We start from the raw sequence: 18,019 nt of genomic DNA, 5'->3' as shown, positions 1-18,019 counted from the left end.
CTTATTTGACCGTACGGGTGAAAATAAAAGTTGCAGTCATACCACTTATACTTAAAGATCGATTTAAACTAGTCGATAACATAAACGTACCGTCCATTCTAACAAGAAAAGTATGCAGCAATCTGAAATTCTATCTGTAGCAGAGCGACTCATCCCAGCCTACCACGCTGAGGATTTCGACTTCCTTCTTTCTCAAATGACAGAAGGTGAATCCCCGTCTCTGAAATTGCTCGTTAAAATGGAACTGAATCGTATCATGGCTCCGTGCACAAAGAGCATTGATTTACGCGGACGTATTGACACTGAATGTCGTCAATTTACGTTAGATGGTCGTAAACACTGGCTTGATGATATTGCTTTGAACGCGTATCAACGTGGTACTAAAAAGTTTAAAGGCTATACAGAGGGCGCGTGGGAGTTAGTGATGACTCCGCGAACTCAGCCACTTCGTAATATCGTTAAAACCTCGTCTCAACATAATCAAGATCTCACTAACGCTAATAGCCCGTATGAAGCGGAAGCCATTAACCTCGGTTACGACTTAAAGCGTCAAGAAAACAGACTCAAGATTAGCTCACAGGTTGAGATCACCACATCTAAAGGCCAAAGCCTACATGGTGTGACGGTTGATATCTCCCCGTCGGGTGCAAAATTCAAGGTACCGAGCGCCTTTAAGTACAACCTCGGTGAGATCATCAGCGTTAAGTTCACAGAGCTTATCGAAAAATCGCAAGAAAACGATGTTTACCAAGCGGTCGAATTCCGCGTTCTAGGCATTGATGAGTCTTACGAGAATAACGCCGTCAAATTCTTAAGAACCATCAAAGTAAGCAACAACAATATTGTAGCCCGCTTGCTTGATGAGTCTTTGAATAGCTCAAGCAAGAAAACCAGCCATGAGAATCAAGATAGAATCATTCGAACTCGTACTCGAGGTATCGAACACACCTATCTCAAACACACCTGTAATCTTCCTCTTTTCTTTAGCGGCAGTGAGCTAAAGCTTGCTCTACTTACGGATAACAACCATCCGCTGTGGCAATACTGGCACGATGAACGAAACCAACAAGCATTGGGTACCCTGTTCAACGAACAACGAATGAACTTGCTGGCTAAACCTGGCGTAAAGGGAACCAGTAACGTTATTTACTCGTTTACTCATGAGCATCAAGACAAGACCTTGTTCTACTCAATGATGCTTCCTGAAGCCTCTCGTGAGCAAAGACAGTTGTTCTGGCACATCGGTGGTAAACGTAAAAGCTGGAAGGCGTTCAAGTTCTCGGTGTTCGAACTTTCAGACACCGAGCGACAAGCCTTAGCCAAGCACTCGGATACGTTAGCTCAAAGCTCAGCACAACTGACGCATTGTGGAATCTTGCAAGAGATTGGCGATCACGAAAGTGCGGCTGACTATCTATTGAGTGAAAAACCGCGCATTCCAAGCAGTGAACTGAACCGCTTCCGTCATCCGCGTTCTGTAGTGGGGAATATTCAAAGTATCTACTTCGACTCTCAAACTCGTCGCAAAGAACCGAGGTATCAATTTAAGTCACCGTTACAGCTCACCTCACAAGATGGCGCCGCGGCTAACGGACATACCTTAGATATCTCAAAACGTGGACTCAGCATTGCTCTTGAGCATCCGATGGTACTCAAGATTAATGACCCGGTATTAGTAAACTTCAATGAACTGCAGCTCTACGACAAAAACCTGCCATTAAGCACCGTGCCTTACCACGTGATTCGAGTCAGCCCGAATGGTCGCAACGTGCAGTTGGTTATCGCCGAGAACACGAAGACAATGCGTACTATCGCCTTTCTCAATGGGCTTATCGATCAAAACCAAAGCAAGTTGATTAAGAAGAAAGAGATACTGCCAACACACTCTCTGCTCGAGTCTCTACACAACATTTTGTTGAGCAAGATGGTCAGCAACCCAATATTCATTGATAAACCGGGCTCAACACTGCGTTGTAAGATCATTGGCGTAAACTTCCCGCTGAATAAACACTTAGCACTGCTCGCTAAGCTTGGCCACAACCAAAAGTTCTCACTCGAACCTATTTTCAAAGGGCACTCTAACTCGCTGTTGGCTGAACCACTGAAAAGAATTGAAGGTGCTGAGCCTAAACACCATGATGTCTATATTGCTGCGGTTAAGTTTGGCGACAAGATCCAATCCGTACACACGAAGTTGGTCAAAGACTTCGCCTCGGCAAAGGAACGCATCTTATTCATCAAGAAAGCTCAGCATTTAGGTGACGTGTATGTACTACGAGTCACTACTGCACCTATTTTTAATCCGCTAACGAGTTTATTCCAGTCTGATTTAGAAGAGCTCTCACGTATCAGCATGCACCAAGCTAAGAAGCTAGAGAATGAGGTCACGGCTTTTATTGGTTATGGTGAGATAGAAGATATTACCGATGAAGTGTTGATTCGATTGGAGCTGACACGCTAACTCAGTTCATCCATATTCCAGAGACACAAATAGAAAAAGCAGGCTGATAGCCTGCTTTTTTTGTATCCGTTATACCGCCCTAAATATGACTAAGGCTTCGCTTGCCAGCTGATTTTTTGCTGCTTAGCTAACACACCCGACAAGATGCAAAGTACCCCGCCTAAGCCGGCATAACGCACAGCAGTTTGAGCTTGTTGCTCTACTTTTGGTTTCGCATGGTAGGCGATGCCTAAACCTGCAGAACCCATCATAACCAAGTCATTAGCACCATCACCAACGGCAACAGTGTTATGCAGTTCCAATTCGTACTCTTCAGCCAACTCTACCAAGATATCCGCTTTAGTCTGCGCCGAAACAACATCGCCTAAGACTTCACCCGTCAATTTACCATTAATGATTTCAAGCGTGTTTGACTGAGCGTGGTCAAGATCAAGCGTATCTTTCAGATAGTCAGAGAAGTAAGTAAAGCCACCTGAAGCAATTGCCGTCTTCCAACCAAGCTTATTCAGAGTATTCACTAGCTCAACCAAGTCTGGCATGAATGGCAATGATTGACGCACTTGCTCCAAAATAGATTCATCCGCACCTTTCAGTGCGCCTACTCGTTGACGTAGGCTCTGTTCAAAGTCGAGCTCACCTTGCATTGCTCGCTCTGTGATTTCAGAGACTAATTCCCCCACTCCAGCTAGCTTTGCAATCTCATCGATACATTCAATTTGAATCGCTGTGGAATCCATATCCATTACAATCAAACCTGGCTTAGATAGGTCTGGGACCTCGCTAAGGCAAGCATAATCAAGCTTTAAGGCCTGTAGGATTTCTTCGTGCGCTGGTGTTAGGTTGCCTGACATCAAAGCCACTTCATAATGCCCTACCTTCCACGTATCAAGAATGGTGTTGTAAGTGCCTGTGAAAAAATCGATGTCATCGAATGATTGTGGTGATAGATACTCACCGAATACAATCCAGTTGGCTTTGGCTTTAGCGAGTTGAGAAGCGAAACGAGTCTCGGGGAGTCGAGTTAATAATGTCGTATGCCTTTTAATCGGCAGATATTTCTGAGCGTCCATGTGTATGATTCCTAATTAACTATGCTAAACGTTAACCTATTGCAATTTGAAAACGCAAGTCTCAATATGTCTTAATCATAACATTTGTTTATTTCAGGCTTCGTGAAACATGAATGAATCATTGTTCTCAATACGTAACGCTTTACGAATGCTAGCCCTCATTTTGTTGGCTACTATGTTCGTTGTAACGATTAAAAATACAGTCGTGATCAGTAAAGGTAACGAGAAGATCCAAGCAAAGCAGCTAGAAACGCTGACTAAGTTGCTTATCTCTCAGGCATCACTTTCTGCCAGTAAAGCGATCACACAACAAGACCAAGAGCGACTGCTTGATCTCACCAATCAACTGTCTCAGGATCGCTTGGTATTCGATACCACGATATACGATGCAGAGGGGATTCGACTGGCTTCGAGTGAAAAAGCACTCTCAGTACGCGAAGTTCTAGGCTTAGACACGCCACTTTCAACAGCAAGTATCGGCAGACAGCAATTAGTTGAACCTATCTACTCTCCAGAGAAAGCGATCATTGGATTCATTCGTGTGACCTTTGAAACGGGTAAGATGACTGCGATTTCTGATCACCATTATCGTAAAAGTGATCGCTACATGATCGGCATGGTGTTGATGGGGTTTGTCAGTGGCGTGCTGTTTGTCATGCTCATTCGTAGAAGAAAAACCAAGTCTGGTGAGAACTTGCTGCTTAAGAATGCAAACTCATAAGCTTTGTTATAAGGTCTTGGGTCTTGGGTCTTGGGTCTTGGGTCTTGGAATCACGGAATAAAAACCTCGGATTAGGCAAGATGAATTATTTCGATTGAAATCACATAGCCTTCAGAATCCAAGAAATAGCGCTCAGTAATACATAATTACCAATAAAAAGCCCCGACGCTCAGGCAGCGACGGGGCTTTTTGTTATCTGTTAATTTGGCTAGCTATATTTATTCGAGAGCTAGAAACAACTTAAACCACAAAGTAACTCTTACTCTTGATCACCAAGAAGCACAGAGTCTAGTGCGATAACCATCATGTCATTGAAGGTCGTTTGACGCTCATCTGATGTGGTTTGCTCACCAGTTTTGATGTGATCAGAAACAGTACAAATAGTCAGAGCTTTTGCGCCGTATTCAGCACACACACCATAAATACCTGCCGCTTCCATCTCGACGCCAACAATGCCGTATTTGTCCATCACTTCGAACATCTCTGGATCTGGCGTGTAGAACAACTCCGCCGAGAACAGGTTACCCACTTTTACGTCTACACCACGCGCTTTTGCTGCATCTTCTGCCGCACGCACCATTTTGTAATCTGCGATAGCCGCGAAGTCATGACCTTTAAAGCGAATACGGTTCACTTTTGAGTCAGTACACGCGCCCATGCCAATCACCACATCACGCACTTTGATATCTTCACTCACTGCACCACAACTGCCGACACGAATGATCTTTTTTACACCAAAGTCTTTGATCAGCTCAGTCGCGTAAATAGAACAAGATGGAATGCCCATACCGTGCCCCATCACCGAAACCTTACGACCTTTGTAAGTACCCGTGTAACCAAACATATTACGAACATCACACACCTGAACCACTTCTTCTAAGAAGGTTTCAGCGATGTATTTAGCGCGTAGCGGATCGCCTGGCATTAGAACTACGTCAGCGAAATCACCCATTTCAGCATTAATATGTGGAGTAGCCATTGAAAATATCCTTAATCTCAAAACAAAAAAGAAGAGAGAGGTTTCCCTCTCTCTTAGTTAACCATTACAGAAAGCTTGTACCGTATCCCATTGGCGATGTGCCAAAGTATGACGCTAAGCTTTGACCGATATCAGCGAAGGTATCACGACGGCCTAGAGAGCCTGCTGGAACCTTGTTACCGTAAACAATCACAGGGATATGTTCACGAGTATGGTCTGAACCCGGCCATGTTGGGTCACAACCGTGGTCTGCTGTTAGGATAAGCACGTCATCTTCTTTCATCATATCGATGATTTCATTGATGCGGCCATCGAAGTACTCTAGCGCAGCTGCGTAACCTGCAACATCACGACGGTGGCCGTATGCTGAGTCGAAATCAACGAAGTTAGTGAACACGATAGTGTTGTCGCCCGCTTCAGTGATCGCTTCTTTGGTTGCTTCAAATAGCGCTGGAATACCTGTTGCTTTGGTTTTCTGAGTGATACCACAACCTGCGTAGATATCAGAGATCTTACCGATTGAGTGAACGTTGCCGCCCTTCTCATCAACCAGCTTCTGAAGTACCGTCGCCGCTGGTGGCTCAACAGAAAGGTCACGACGGTTACCAGTACGTTCGAATTGACCTTTACCTGCGCCAATAAACGGACGAGCGATAACACGACCAATGTTGTAGTCAGCTAGCTCTTCACGAGCAATCTGACAAAGATCTAATAGGTTTTGTAGGCCGAATGTCTCTTCATGACATGCGATCTGGAAAACAGAGTCTGCAGAAGTGTAGAAGATTGGCAGGCCAGTCTTCATGTGTTCTTCACCTAGGTTATCCAGGATTTCTGTACCCGATGAGTGGCAGTTACCTAAGAAGTCAGACAGACCAGCACGCTCAAGGATTCGATCAGTCAGTTCTTTTGGAAAGCTGTTCTCTTTGTCGGTGAAGTAGCCCCAGTCAAACAATACCGGCACACCTGCGATTTCCCAGTGACCTGATGGCGTGTCTTTACCAGAAGACAGCTCAGCCGCGTGACCGTAAGCGCCAATGATCTCAGCGTCTACGTCCATACCAGGAGCAAAACGACCTGTAGACTCTTTGTGAGCCATCGCTAAACCTAGCTTAGACAGGTTTGGCAGCGTTAGTGGACCTTTACGATCCGCGTTGTCTGCAAGGCCTTGATCACAATGGTCAGCAATGTGACCCATTGTATCCGAACCTACATCGCCGAATGTGTCAGCATCCGCTGTTTCACCGATACCGAATGAATCTAAAACTAAAATAAATGCTCTTTTCATTTTCTTCACCAACTTATTGCTCTTTGCACCAGAACTCTGTTTATCGGTATACACGAGGTATACCGATATCTGTTATTTACACGTCTTCAGAACGAATCTGACGGTAAACATCTGGCGTTGCTGTATATTCTCCGCCCACAGTGATTGCATTTTGTAATGCCGTCGCAGCTTCTTGCCACTGTTGTTCATTGCGAGCATGAATCATTGCTAATGGTTTATCATCGCTTGCTACTTCGCCAAGGCGAATGAAGCTATCAAAACCGACTGCGTAATCAATGCTGTCTGTTGCTACGCGGCGACCACCGCCCATACCAACGACAGCCATACCAATTGCACGCGTATCCATCGCTGATACTACACCGCTTTCGAGTGCGTACACTGGTTTAACAATTTCTGCTTTTTCTAGGTAGTTATCGTAGTTCGTTACGAAATCTACTGGACCACCAAGGCCCGCTACCATCTTACCGAAGCACTCTGCTGCTTTACCGTTATCCAGTACTGCCATCAGTTTTTCACGCGCTTCATCTGAATCTTTTACTAGGTTACCCAGCACCAACATTTCCGCACACGACGCTAGCGTGATTTCCAACAAACGTGGATTACGGTATTCGCCTGTTAGGAATTGAACCGCTTCACGGACTTCAACTGCGTTACCCGCTGAAGAAGCCAGAACTTGGTTCATGTCCGTTAGGATTGCTGTTGTTTTAGTTCCTGCACCGTTTGCTACTGCAACGATAGATTTTGCTAACTCTTCAGATGCTTCATACGTTGGCATGAATGCGCCTGAACCGACTTTTACGTCCATTACTAGAGAATCAAGACCAGCGGCCAGTTTCTTAGATAGGATTGAAGCGGTGATCAGTGAGATGTTGTCTACTGTTGCTGTGATATCACGAGTTGCGTAAACACGCTTGTCAGCAGGAGCTAGATCGCCGGTTTGACCGATGATCGCCACGCCAGCTTCTTTGGTTACGGCACCAAACACATCGTTGGTTGGTGTAATGTTGTAACCAGGGATAGATTCTAGCTTGTCTAGCGTACCGCCAGTGTGGCCTAAACCACGACCAGAGATCATTGGAACGAAACCGCCACATGCTGCCACCATAGGGCCAAGCATCAGAGAAGTTACGTCGCCAACACCACCAGTGGAGTGTTTATCAACGATTGGGCCATCAAAGTTCATGTGGCTCCAGTCAATCACCATGCCTGAATCACGCATTGCACATGTTAGTGCGATACGTTCTGGCATCGTCATTTCATTAAAAAAGATAGCCATTGCGAATGCGGCAATTTGGCCTTCAGAAACCGTGTTTTTAGCGACACCTTGGATGAAAAAGTTAATTTCTTCTGTGGTCAGTACTTCGTTATCACGTTTTCTGCGAATAATTTCTTGAGGTAGATACATTAGTGCCTCCCAAACTCTAGTGAGTATGGTGTGTAGGGAAAGAGGTAATATGGAGTGACTTAACGTCACTCCATCAAACAGACTTAATTGTTATATACCCGAATGGGTAAATTAGTATGCTGCTGGATCAGCAGTTTCGTCTGTCACTTCTAATGTATTAAGAAGGTTAGTCAGTAGGCTTGAAGCACCAAAACGGTAGTGCATGTTGTCTGCCCATTCAGCGCCTAGTAGCTCATCAGCCATTGCTAGGTAAGCTTGAGCATCTTCAGCTGTACGTACGCCACCAGCTGGTTTGAAACCAACAGTTTTAGCCACGCCCATGTCACGAATAACTTCAAGCATCATGCGCGCGAACTCAGGAGTCGCGTTTACTGGCACTTTACCTGTTGAAGTTTTGATGAAGTCTGCACCCGCTTCGATACAGATCTGAGAAGCTTTCTTGATAAGTGCTTCTTCTTTTAGCTCACCAGTTTCGATGATCACTTTAAGCGTGATGTCACCACAAGCGGCTTTACATTGCTTAACTAGCTCAAAGCCAACTTCTTCGTTGCCAGCAATAAGAGCACGGTATGGGAATACTACGTCAACTTCGTCTGCGCCGTACGCTACCGCTGCTTTCGTTTCTGCAACAGCAATTTCGATGTCGTCATTACCATGAGGGAAGTTAGTTACAGTCGCGATGCGTACTTCTGGAGTACCTTGCTCACGCAACGCCTTCTTAGCGGCTGGGATGAAGCGAGGGTAAATACAGATTGCAGCGGTGTTACCAACTGCAGTCTTCGCGTCATGACAAAGCGCCACTACTTTTTCAGTAGTATCGTCATCATTTAGCGTCGTTAGGTCCATAAGTTTAAGTGCACGTAGAGCTGCTGCTTTTAAATCGCTCATTTCTATCTCCGATCAATATATTCAAATAGTTAACTACTTCGCCACCCATCCAGTATAGATGGATATTTTAGTAATGCTCAGTAGTCACAAATGAACGGACTTGGTTCCCTGAAGACTTGATAACTTTCGCTATCAATTGCAATCCTTGTCACCGCACAGTACCAGTTTGGTCTATGGCACAACAAATCAGTCATGTTGTGTCTAACATCTATAGCGTATCGCTAAGTTTGGCTTAATCCCAGAAGAATAACCTTTAGATAAATCCAAGCAGTTACTTTCTTGCCAACAAGAGACATCCTGTCCCTTAAGCTTATACATTATAGGTATCCATCAATAAATTGTAGTGCTCCTTAGAACGCAAACGGTTTGTATCTCAAAAAAACATTCTAGACCCATTTTCGACTCCAAGCATTCACTCATGCTAATGCTCAAAATCACTAGGCCCAAAAACAAAAAAGCCCCGCAGCAATTTCTTGCTACGGGGCGATATTATTATGGCGTCTATATATCGATTTCTAACTGATTAGAAAGACAGGAAGAAGCCAGCAATTGTTGCTGCCATCAGGTTAGATAGAGTACCAGCTACAACCGCTTTAACACCCATACGTGCGATGTCGTGGCGACGGCTTGGTGCAATACCACCTAGACCACCTAGAAGAATCGCAATTGAAGAAAGGTTTGCGAAACCACATAGAGCGAACGAGATAATTGCTTGAGTCTTAACAGACATTACTTGGCCAGTCGCTTCAACGATTTGAGCGTTCTCACCGATGTATGGTACGAAGTTTAGGTATGCAACGAATTCGTTAACAACTGTCTTCTGACCAATGAAAGAACCAGCGATAGTTGCTTCTTCCCATGGAACACCAATGATGAATGCTAGCGGTGCGAAGATCCAACCTAGAAGAAGTTCTAGAGTTAGGTTTTCCATACCGAACCAACCACCGATGCCACCTAGGATACCGTTGATAAGAGCGATTAGACCGATGAATGCTAGTAGCATTGCACCAACGTTAAGTGCTAGTTGTAGACCAACTGACGCACCGCCAGCAGCTGCATCGATAACGTTAGCAGGCTTGTCGTCGCCACCGTCGATGTCTGAACCTAGGTTCTCGTCAACTTCATCAGTTTCAGGCTTGATGATTTTAGCGAAGAGTAGACCACCAGGTGCTGCCATGAATGACGCTGCAACTAGGTACTCTAGAGGTACACCCATAGATGCGTAACCTGCTAGTACACCACCAGCTACAGAAGCCAAACCACCACACATTACTGCGAATAGTTCGGAGTTAGTCATTTTAGGAACAAAAGGACGAACAACTAGAGGTGCTTCTGTTTGACCAACGAAAATGTTTGCTGCTGCAGACATAGACTCGGCGCGAGAAGTACCTAGAGCTTTCTGAAGACCACCACCAAGAACTTTGATTACAATTTGCATTACACCAATGTAGTAAAGTACAGAGATAAGTGCAGAGAAGAAAATCAGAGTTGGTAGTACTTGGAAAGCAAAGATGAAACCGATACCGTCAACTGAGAAGTTAACTAGGCTACCGAATAGGAAACCAGTACCGTCTTTACCGTAGTCGATCACGTTTGCTACACCAGCAGAGAAACCTGCAAGTAGATCACGACCCCAAGGGATGTAAAGTACGAATGCACCAAGTGCGAATTGGATAGCGAAAGCGCCACCCACTGTTCTTAGATTAATAGCTTTGCGGTTGTCGGATAGTAGTACTGCGATTGCAATCAGTGCAACCATTCCGACGAGGCTCATAAACAGGCTCATAGTTTATGACTTCCTTATTAGTTATTTATTGGCGTGTTACAAAATGGGGCTATAAAGCGGAGGCAATTATACTCATGCGACCACTAATAAAGTAATGCCGTCCTCACACTTTCGTACAAGATTCATGTACCATTCACACGCAAATGTGAACCAAATCACAAGCTCAGTGCAATTTACGCAAACGATAAACAAAAACCTTCGATTTTATTCACATATACCGAATGCACGATGGCTATTTTGCCAAATTTGCGCTGCAACCGATTGCTTTGGCTCTTTTCTAAGCAAAAATAGTTCATTTAAAATCGTAACTAAATATTTGGAATGATTAACATTTCCTTGGTTTCCATACATGGGCATGTCCGGAGCATCCGTTTCCAATACCAAGCATTCAAGAGGCAGTTTTGCGATGGTTGTGCGTGTTTTTTGTGCTCTTGGGTAAGTAATCGTTCCACCGACACCAATATAGAAACCGAGCTTGGTCCACGCCAAAGCTTGCTGTTCACTCCCTGAAAAACCGTGAATCACCCCGCCAAAAGTGAACTTGTGCTGCTTTAATAATTCAATGAGTCGGTTATAAGACTTCCTCTCATGGATGATCAAAGGCAGCTCAAATGCCTTCGCTAGCTCCATTTGTTGGATGAAAAAGCGTTCTTGTTTCTCCCGCTCGACATCGACAAAAAAGTCGAGACCACACTCTCCTATCGCAACGCATTGACCGGTTCTTGATGAGAGTAATTGGCGAAGCTCTGAGAATTGCTCGTCATTGGCTTGCTCTAAAAAGTAAGGGTGGAAACCTAAGGCGTAGTAAACATTAGGGTAAGATTTGGCGATTTTATCGAGCTTCGACCAGTTACTTTGGCCAATAGAAGGAATAAGAATCTTCTCGACTTGAGCTTGTTTCGCTTCTTTAAGATAGCTATCAATACTTTGATCCGGTGTGTAACCTTGCTCAAAAGCCTCAAAATCCGCATGGCAATGAGTATCAAACAGCGGAAAGTCACTTATTTTCTGTGTCATCTTCCCTACTCTCTGTTTGTTTCCCTTGGGGATCACGACGATAAGCAACACAACTGCGCTTGTTCTCAGGCGTTAAACCAAGCTCTTCACACCACTTGTCGTATTTCTTAACCCAAGCTTTAACCCAACCCAAAATACTCATGCTCAAACCTCAGTATTCATCCTCAAACAGCACGTATTAAAAAACGCCTACTGCAGAACAATAGACGTTTTTGTTTAACTCGAATAGAGCGCGGAGAAATTAGTGCTCGCGCGTCGCTCGGAACTGAACGTCAGGGAAACGCTCAGAAGCTAGGTTCAAGTTCACCATTGTAGGTGCGATGTAAGACAGGTTATCACCACCATCTAACGCTAGGTTAGCTTGGTTCTTACGTTTGAACTCTTCTAGTTTCTTCACGTCATCACATTCAACCCAGCGAGCGGTTGCAACGTTAACACCTTCGTAGATAGCTTCTACGTTGTATTCCGCTTTCAAGCGCGCTACAACTACGTCAAACTGAAGTACACCAACCGCACCAACGATCAAATCGTTGTTCTGCATAGGACGGAATACTTGTACTGCGCCCTCTTCAGAAAGCTGAACCAAACCTTTTAGAAGTTGCTTCTGCTTTAGTGGATCGCGTAGACGAATACGACGGAATAGCTCAGGCGCGAAGTTTGGAATACCAGCGAACTTCAAGCTTTCGCCTTGAGTAAAGGTATCACCAATCTGGATTGTGCCATGGTTATGCAAGCCAATGATGTCACCAGCATACGCTTTTTCAGCTCGCGCACGGTCGCCCGCCATGAAAGTTACCGCATCCGAAATACTTACGTTCTTGCCAGTACGAACATGATTCATCTTCATACCTTGGTTGTAAGTACCCGAAACGATACGCATGAATGCGATACGGTCACGGTGCTTTGGATCCATGTTTGCTTGGATCTTAAAGACGAAGCCAGAGAACTTCTCTTCTGTCGCTTCAACATCACGCTCGTTAGCTTGACGAGTTTGAGGACCCGGAGCCCACTTAGTCAAACCATCTAGCATGTGGTCAACACCAAAGTTACCCAATGCTGTACCAAAGTAAACAGGCGTTAGTTCACCAGCAAGGAACAAATCGAGATCAAACTCAGGACATGCGCCAATAACCAATTCAAGCTCTTCACGAACACTGCTCGCCAGATCTTCGCCAACAGCTTCGTCTAGTTCAGGGTTATCTAAACCTTTAATGATGCGAACTTCTTGGATCTCATGGCCGTGGCCAGATTCGTACAAGATCGTTTCATCACGATGAATGTGATAAACACCTTTAAACTCTTTACCACAACCGATTGGCCATGAGATTGGAGCACAAGCCATACCTAGCTCGCTTTCCACTTCATCAAGCACTTCCATTGGGTCACGAACGTCACGGTCAAGTTTGTTCATAAACGTTACGATTGGAGTATCACGTAGACGCGTTACTTCCATCAGTTTACGAGTACGATCCTCGACACCTTTCGCAGCATCGATAACCATCAAACAAGAGTCAACCGCTGTTAGTGTACGGTACGTATCTTCCGAGAAATCTTCGTGTCCTGGAGTATCGAGTAGGTTTACTAGGCAATCATTATATGGGAATTGCATTACCGACGTGGTTACCGAAATACCACGTTCTTTTTCCATCTCCATCCAGTCAGATTTAGCGTGCTGGTTAGAGCCACGACCTTTTACGGTACCCGCTTTTTGAATTGCGTTTCCGAATAAAAGAACTTTTTCAGTAATCGTGGTTTTACCCGCATCCGGGTGAGAGATAATTGCAAACGTTCTACGTTTGCTCACTTCTTGTTGGAAAGACATAGTCGCCCTTTGCTGATCTAAAGCGTAAAAAGGGCAAGTAGATAATACTTGCCCTTGAATTCTGTGTGCGGATTATACAGAAAGCGAGTCACTTTCTAAAGGGTCAGTTTACACCCTATTTTGTGGCTAATTCTGTGGTTAGTTATCTAGTCGGCTAAAAGACGTAACACGCCCTAACTAAACGACATAAAAAGATAGCTCATAATGATCGCATCTTCGTTGCCTTGCTTGGTTGGGTAATAGTTACGACGACGGTCAACTTCATTAAAGCCAGCCTTCTCGTAAAGATTAAACGCATTCACATTACTTTCGCGAACTTCCAGCCAAGCACTCTCAGCGTCAGCTTGTTCACACATATCGAGAAAGTGCTCAACCAAAGCTTTGCCGTAACCTTTACCTTGCTGCTTAGGGTCAACCGCTATCGTCAGCAAAGTCACTTCACCGACAATGTTCTGAGCATAGAAATAGCCGACAACCTTTCCATCGACTTCTAAAACACGGTGGCTGCCTCCACGGCTATTAAGATCACGAATCATGTTTTCAGACCAAGGATGAGAATGCGCGGTCTGCTCAATTTGCCAAATTGCGTCTAGGTGTTGTTCTGAAGTGGGTAAAAGTTGATTAGTCATAAGCACAAATTTGTTGCCATAAGTCGCGGCGATGTTGGTTATTACCGTTAATGTCAGACAGTAATGGAGATTGAAGTGTTTTTGCCTTCAGTTCATGAGCAGATTCGCAACCAGCAAACCATACCCATTCAACCGAACCTAAATCCACAGCAGACAAGTATTGTGGTTGAAGGTGTAAAGCCTGAGATAAGTCGAGCTTGATACTTTTAAGTACGCGTTCAAACATCACAGCGAGATCTTCCTGAGGTTTTTCAGGCGAAACCAGTAGCAACTTACAGTCGCTCGATAGTGGAATCAATTCAGATTCGTAGCCAACCAAACGCTCTGGGTGACTAAGCTCCCATTGGCTGATGCCCATCTCTTGCAGGTATTGTGCGTGTGTTTGTGACATATCTAGCGGTGTAACCTTAGGTTTGTTGGTATTGCTCTTCTTAGAGCGAACTGAAAAGGAGCTCATTGGGGCTGATACTAACAAAAAATAAAGGAGCATCAAGCTCCTTTATTTAGACTAAATCAGTTTGTATCGGATTACGTGGTAAATCAGCTTATAAGTCGTTGAACTCTGGGCTGTAAGCAATCTCACCAGAATGCCCAGCAAACACACCCTCTACCAACTCAATCGCTTGGAAAGCACCTTCAGGTACATCCCAAACACAACTCAGGCCAAACTCGCTCGCAGCCTTAAAACCAAAGCGGCCGTAGTAAGCAGGATCACCAAGCACAACACAGGCTGGGTAACCGAAATCTACCAATGTAGAAAATGCGTCTTCAACCAGTGATTTGGCAATACCTTGATTGCGGTACTCTTCTTTCACTGCGAGAGGCGCAAGTCCCTGCCAGTTATGATCGTCACCATGGAGAGTAATAGGGCTAAACATCAGGTGACCAACCACCTCGCCCTCATCAGAACAAGCCACCAGCGATAGCGTTAAATGGCTATTCTCACGCAAGCTCATAACCAAATTAGCTTCTGCATCTGTTTCAAAAACAGATTTCAATAAACGATCAATGACAAGTATATCTGCCGGTGCTTCAGTTCGAATAAGCATTCATTACCTCACTTTGTGTATCTGGGGATTGTACTCCCTTCTGCACAAAATCAGCTAATTGATTTAACAAAGTTTTCATAGGAGTCGGCAATACGTCTAAATCTACGCTATCCATCAAGTTTTTGACTTCTAAACCAAGCTCTGTATCGCCCTCAATAGACAGTCTACGTTGAAAGAAAAGCGTATCTGGGTCTTCTTTACGCCCGGCAATCAGCACAAGATCGTTAAGGTTTCCGCTAAAGCTTACATCTTCAACAACCTCGTTATCAGCTACAACTAGTTGCTCATTTTGATAGCTAATACACCAACTTAACCCCATATCTTTTATTGAGACTTTAAGCCACTTGTCTTCTAAGAATTCAAAGTCACCGTCCTCTAAAGCTTCCTTAAAGACATTCTTAAGCGCCTCCAATAAGGCTCTTTTTTGTACTGTTTTAGGCAATAACTGGACTGGAGATCGCAAAATTGATGCGGCATTTTGAACTAGTTGAGTGCGAATCTTGTTTATCACGTGACTTATCCGTAACTTTGTCAATAATATGGAATGCATCATAGATGATGTTGAAATCTCAGTTACTGTTATGTATCAAATTAACTTCGGTTTGATACTCGACCTTTAATATCCTGAAAATCACAGTTATAGTAACTCAGGTCATGAGAATTACAGCGGATCGCTGCACTCACAGGTAAATATCGATAGCCACACAAAAAGTAATAAATATTTATCGATAGTGAATATTCAAGCTCTTGGAGAATTGGTAGTACTTTGATGCCTCCCCAGCAACTACAACATTGGTTTACCCAGCTAACAGCAAACAGTCCGTTCTTTTTTGCGGTACTTGACGCCCAACATAACTATTTTATGGTTAATGAGCGTTACTGCGATATTGCTGGTTTGAGTAAAACCGAGCTTGCTGGCATGAATGACCGCCAAACATTAGGTGAGCAATTCTACCAACACCTTAAGCCTTACTATGAGCGTGCATTCAATGGTGAAACGATTGAGGCCGAAGTCACGCTCAACGAAACTGACCTCGATACCAGCCTTCATTTCAGCCTATCTCCGCTGACGAATGGCAACAAAACCGACTACATTGTCTTTCATGCCTTCGACACATCAGAAAACCAAGTACTTGCCCGTTCTTTAGAAGAATCCGAAGCGAAATTCCACAAGCTATCTCACCTACTCCCTGACGGATTACTGTTAGTTGAAAGTGACTACATCTTGTCATCAAACCCAGCAGCAGCACGCTTGCTCGGCTTTAACTCCACCACCGAGTTAATTGGCGAAGAGTTGGGACGATTATTCATCGATGAACAAACCAAAACAGTCTTCAATAATAACCTCAGTTCTATTATTTCTGAGTCTGGTTTGGTTTGTTTAACGGGTGCCCGATGCGGCTTTGAACGTAAGGTTCAACTCAACATCGACTCCACCACTATTCTTGGAAGTAACACTCAGCTTGTGCTTATCCAAGATGCACAAGAGACCACAAAGCAGTATACGCCTGCAAACAGTGAAGATGCCTACATCGATGCACTGACCAAGCTCTACAACCGAGTTGGGTTTACCAAACGTCTTGAGCAGTTCATTCAAAACGATACGCCAGTTGTGATGCTCTACTTAGATATTGATAACTTTAAGAATATCAATGATTCACTCGGTCATCACATTGGCGATAAAGTGATTAAAGAGGTTGCTTCACGCCTAAAACGTTTACTACCTCGTCAGGCCGTTATTGGTCATTTAGGCGGGGATGAGTTTGGTATTATCCTGCCAGAACCTGAACATCAGCGAACGCCTGAAATGCTCGCTGAAAAGATCATTTCCCTGATCAATCAACCCTTCGATCTTCACCACTTTAGTAAGCGCTTAGCCTGCTCGATTGGCAGCGTGAGCTTTCCTCAAGATGGCACAGACGCACGTATCCTGCTGCAAAACGCCGATACCGCGATGTATGAAGCCAAAGATCGTGGACGTAACCGCCTGATCAAGTTCAACGAACAGATGAACAAAGAAGCGCGTATGCGATTGTGGTTGGAGATAGAGCTACAAAAAGCACTGCAACAGAATGGACTTGAGGTTTGGTATCAACCTAAGGTCAACGCGCGTGATTTCACCATCAACGGTGCAGAAGCGTTAGTGCGCTGGAAGCACCCAGTAGAAGGCTACATCAGCCCTGCCGCATTTATCCCTGTAGCGGAACGAGCTGGCCTTATTGAACAACTTGGCCGAGTGGTGATGCGTGAAGTATTTGCCACGGTTAAGCGCTGGAAGATGCAAGGTATCTTGCCAGGTAGAGTGGCTATCAACTTGTCTCCAGAGCAATTTGGTAACCCGAAACTGATTGATTACGTTGAAAAGTTACTTCGTTCAACAGAGCTTGACCCTAGTGCTATTACGTTTGAGCTGACAGAAAGCGCGGTGATGAGTGATAGTGAACACACACTTCAAATGCTTAACGCTATAAAGAAACTCGGCTTTGCTTTATCTATCGATGATTTTGGTACGGGCTACTCTTCTCTGTCTTATTTGGCTCGCTTCCCAATTGATGAGCTTAAGATTGACCGTGCTTTCATTTCTGATATCGATACGCTACCAAAGCAAATCACTGTGATTGAAAACATCATCAACCTAGGTAAATCTCTCGATTTAACTGTAGTGGCAGAAGGCGTCGAAACCAGTGAACAAGCGACCCTGCTTTCTAACCTCAACTGCAGTTCAATTCAAGGCTTCCACTTCTATCGCCCACAACCGAAACAAGACGTCGAAGAGCTGTTTGCCCAAAATCGTCGCCATAAGAACTAGTACACGATTCAACTATCCCCCAGTCAAAAGCCACACCAAAGCACAAAAGCCTTACTAGTCAGTACCCCAAACGGAGTAAAAGCAGATTTATCCATCTA

General features: G+C 44.5%; 16 protein-coding genes. 3 read left to right on the top strand and 13 right to left on the bottom strand.

The features are described from left to right. Positions 1-112: 112 nt before the first annotated feature. Positions 113-2,461 (top strand): PilZ domain-containing protein, encoded by a 2,349-nt coding sequence (locus L3V36_RS09990; RefSeq protein ID WP_004734471.1) that lies wholly within the window; start codon positions 113-115, stop codon positions 2,459-2,461. An 89-nt stretch (positions 2,462-2,550) separates the two neighbouring features. Here L3V36_RS09990 and serB read toward each other — a convergent pair whose 3' ends face one another. After that, complete coding sequence (gene serB, locus L3V36_RS09985; RefSeq protein WP_004734472.1) at positions 2,551-3,531, bottom strand: phosphoserine phosphatase; 981 nt, start codon at positions 3,529-3,531, stop codon at positions 2,551-2,553. A gap of 109 nt (positions 3,532-3,640) precedes the next feature. Between serB and L3V36_RS09980 the strand changes: the two genes are divergently transcribed. Then, positions 3,641-4,252 carry a YtjB family periplasmic protein gene (locus L3V36_RS09980; protein WP_017080011.1) on the top strand — a complete coding sequence of 204 codons (612 nt, stop codon included), beginning with the start codon at positions 3,641-3,643 and terminating at the stop codon, positions 4,250-4,252. Positions 4,253-4,511: 259 nt separating this feature from the next. On the opposite strand, the gene deoD is transcribed toward L3V36_RS09980, so the two are convergent. The 12 genes from deoD to L3V36_RS09920 all read right to left on the bottom strand — a co-directional run bounded on the left by deoD (position 4,512) and on the right by L3V36_RS09920 (position 15,665). After that, positions 4,512-5,231, bottom strand: coding sequence for a purine-nucleoside phosphorylase (gene deoD, locus L3V36_RS09975; protein ID WP_004734474.1), 720 nt, complete (start codon positions 5,229-5,231; stop codon positions 4,512-4,514). A gap of 64 nt (positions 5,232-5,295) precedes the next feature. Further along, positions 5,296-6,516 carry a phosphopentomutase gene (locus L3V36_RS09970; protein ID WP_004734475.1) on the bottom strand — a complete coding sequence of 407 codons (1,221 nt, stop codon included), beginning with the start codon at positions 6,514-6,516 and terminating at the stop codon, positions 5,296-5,298. Between the two features lie 76 nt (positions 6,517-6,592). Next, complete coding sequence (gene deoA / locus L3V36_RS09965; RefSeq protein WP_102448408.1) at positions 6,593-7,921, bottom strand: thymidine phosphorylase; 1,329 nt, start codon at positions 7,919-7,921, stop codon at positions 6,593-6,595. A gap of 111 nt (positions 7,922-8,032) precedes the next feature. Then, positions 8,033-8,809 (bottom strand): deoxyribose-phosphate aldolase, encoded by a 777-nt coding sequence (deoC, locus tag L3V36_RS09960; protein WP_017080007.1) that lies wholly within the window; start codon positions 8,807-8,809, stop codon positions 8,033-8,035. Positions 8,810-9,332: 523 nt separating this feature from the next. Beyond that, positions 9,333-10,595: a NupC/NupG family nucleoside CNT transporter gene (locus L3V36_RS09955; protein ID WP_017080006.1), complete on the bottom strand. Its 1,263-nt coding sequence runs from the start codon at positions 10,593-10,595 to the stop codon at positions 9,333-9,335. Between the two features lie 204 nt (positions 10,596-10,799). Further along, entirely contained in the window at positions 10,800-11,612 is an 813-nt protein-coding gene (locus tag L3V36_RS09950) for a TatD family hydrolase (RefSeq protein ID WP_198594811.1), read from the bottom strand. Then, positions 11,593-11,748 (bottom strand): DUF5363 family protein, encoded by a 156-nt coding sequence (locus L3V36_RS09945; RefSeq protein WP_157936335.1) that lies wholly within the window; start codon positions 11,746-11,748, stop codon positions 11,593-11,595. The genes L3V36_RS09950 and L3V36_RS09945 overlap by 20 nt, the downstream gene beginning before the upstream one ends. A 105-nt stretch (positions 11,749-11,853) precedes the next feature. Next, a complete protein-coding gene (prfC, locus tag L3V36_RS09940; protein ID WP_004734481.1) occupies positions 11,854-13,434 on the bottom strand; it encodes a peptide chain release factor 3 in 1,581 nt (526 codons plus the stop codon). Positions 13,435-13,607: 173 nt separating this feature from the next. Next, on the bottom strand, positions 13,608-14,063 hold the full coding sequence (rimI, locus tag L3V36_RS09935; RefSeq protein ID WP_029222735.1) for a ribosomal protein S18-alanine N-acetyltransferase: 456 nt from the start codon (positions 14,061-14,063) through the stop codon (positions 13,608-13,610). Next, positions 14,056-14,454, bottom strand: a complete 399-nt coding sequence (locus tag L3V36_RS09930; protein ID WP_102455962.1) for a DNA polymerase III subunit psi — start codon at positions 14,452-14,454, stop codon at positions 14,056-14,058. The genes rimI and L3V36_RS09930 overlap by 8 nt, the downstream gene beginning before the upstream one ends. 154 nt (positions 14,455-14,608) lie before the next feature. Next, a complete protein-coding gene (locus tag L3V36_RS09925; protein ID WP_004734484.1) occupies positions 14,609-15,112 on the bottom strand; it encodes an N-acetyltransferase in 504 nt (167 codons plus the stop codon). Continuing rightward, positions 15,096-15,665, bottom strand: a complete 570-nt coding sequence (locus L3V36_RS09920) for an SCP2 domain-containing protein (RefSeq protein WP_017080003.1) — start codon at positions 15,663-15,665, stop codon at positions 15,096-15,098. Before L3V36_RS09920 ends, L3V36_RS09925 begins: the two co-directional genes overlap by 17 nt. A 216-nt stretch (positions 15,666-15,881) precedes the next feature. Between L3V36_RS09920 and L3V36_RS09915 the strand changes: the two genes are divergently transcribed. Then, positions 15,882-17,921 (top strand): bifunctional diguanylate cyclase/phosphodiesterase, encoded by a 2,040-nt coding sequence (locus tag L3V36_RS09915; protein WP_017084241.1) that lies wholly within the window; start codon positions 15,882-15,884, stop codon positions 17,919-17,921. The last annotated feature ends 98 nt before the right edge of the window (positions 17,922-18,019 follow it).

The sequence above is a fragment of the Vibrio sp. G-C-1 genome (assembly GCF_021728015.1).
GTDB lineage: Bacteria > Pseudomonadota > Gammaproteobacteria > Enterobacterales > Vibrionaceae > Vibrio > Vibrio splendidus.
Note: the sequence above shows the minus strand (reverse complement) of the source record. Positions and strands in the feature narration are given on the sequence as shown.

Coding starts and splice junctions, on each gene's coding strand:
- deoA (WP_102448408.1), bottom strand. CDS start 7,921: ATGTATCTACCTCAAGAAATTATTCGCAGAAAACGTGATAACGAAGTA.
- L3V36_RS09955 (WP_017080006.1), bottom strand. CDS start 10,595: ATGAGCCTGTTTATGAGCCTCGTCGGAATGGTTGCACTGATTGCAATC.
- L3V36_RS09950 (WP_198594811.1), bottom strand. CDS start 11,612: ATGACACAGAAAATAAGTGACTTTCCGCTGTTTGATACTCATTGCCAT.
- L3V36_RS09990 (WP_004734471.1), top strand. CDS start 113: ATGCAGCAATCTGAAATTCTATCTGTAGCAGAGCGACTCATCCCAGCC.
- serB (WP_004734472.1), bottom strand. CDS start 3,531: ATGGACGCTCAGAAATATCTGCCGATTAAAAGGCATACGACATTATTA.
- deoC (WP_017080007.1), bottom strand. CDS start 8,809: ATGAGCGATTTAAAAGCAGCAGCTCTACGTGCACTTAAACTTATGGAC.
- L3V36_RS09915 (WP_017084241.1), top strand. CDS start 15,882: ATGCCTCCCCAGCAACTACAACATTGGTTTACCCAGCTAACAGCAAAC.
- L3V36_RS09980 (WP_017080011.1), top strand. CDS start 3,641: ATGAATGAATCATTGTTCTCAATACGTAACGCTTTACGAATGCTAGCC.
- L3V36_RS09970 (WP_004734475.1), bottom strand. CDS start 6,516: ATGAAAAGAGCATTTATTTTAGTTTTAGATTCATTCGGTATCGGTGAA.
- L3V36_RS09930 (WP_102455962.1), bottom strand. CDS start 14,454: ATGTCACAAACACACGCACAATACCTGCAAGAGATGGGCATCAGCCAA.
- L3V36_RS09925 (WP_004734484.1), bottom strand. CDS start 15,112: ATGCTTATTCGAACTGAAGCACCGGCAGATATACTTGTCATTGATCGT.
- prfC (WP_004734481.1), bottom strand. CDS start 13,434: ATGTCTTTCCAACAAGAAGTGAGCAAACGTAGAACGTTTGCAATTATC.
- deoD (WP_004734474.1), bottom strand. CDS start 5,231: ATGGCTACTCCACATATTAATGCTGAAATGGGTGATTTCGCTGACGTA.
- L3V36_RS09920 (WP_017080003.1), bottom strand. CDS start 15,665: ATGATGCATTCCATATTATTGACAAAGTTACGGATAAGTCACGTGATA.
- rimI (WP_029222735.1), bottom strand. CDS start 14,063: ATGACTAATCAACTTTTACCCACTTCAGAACAACACCTAGACGCAATT.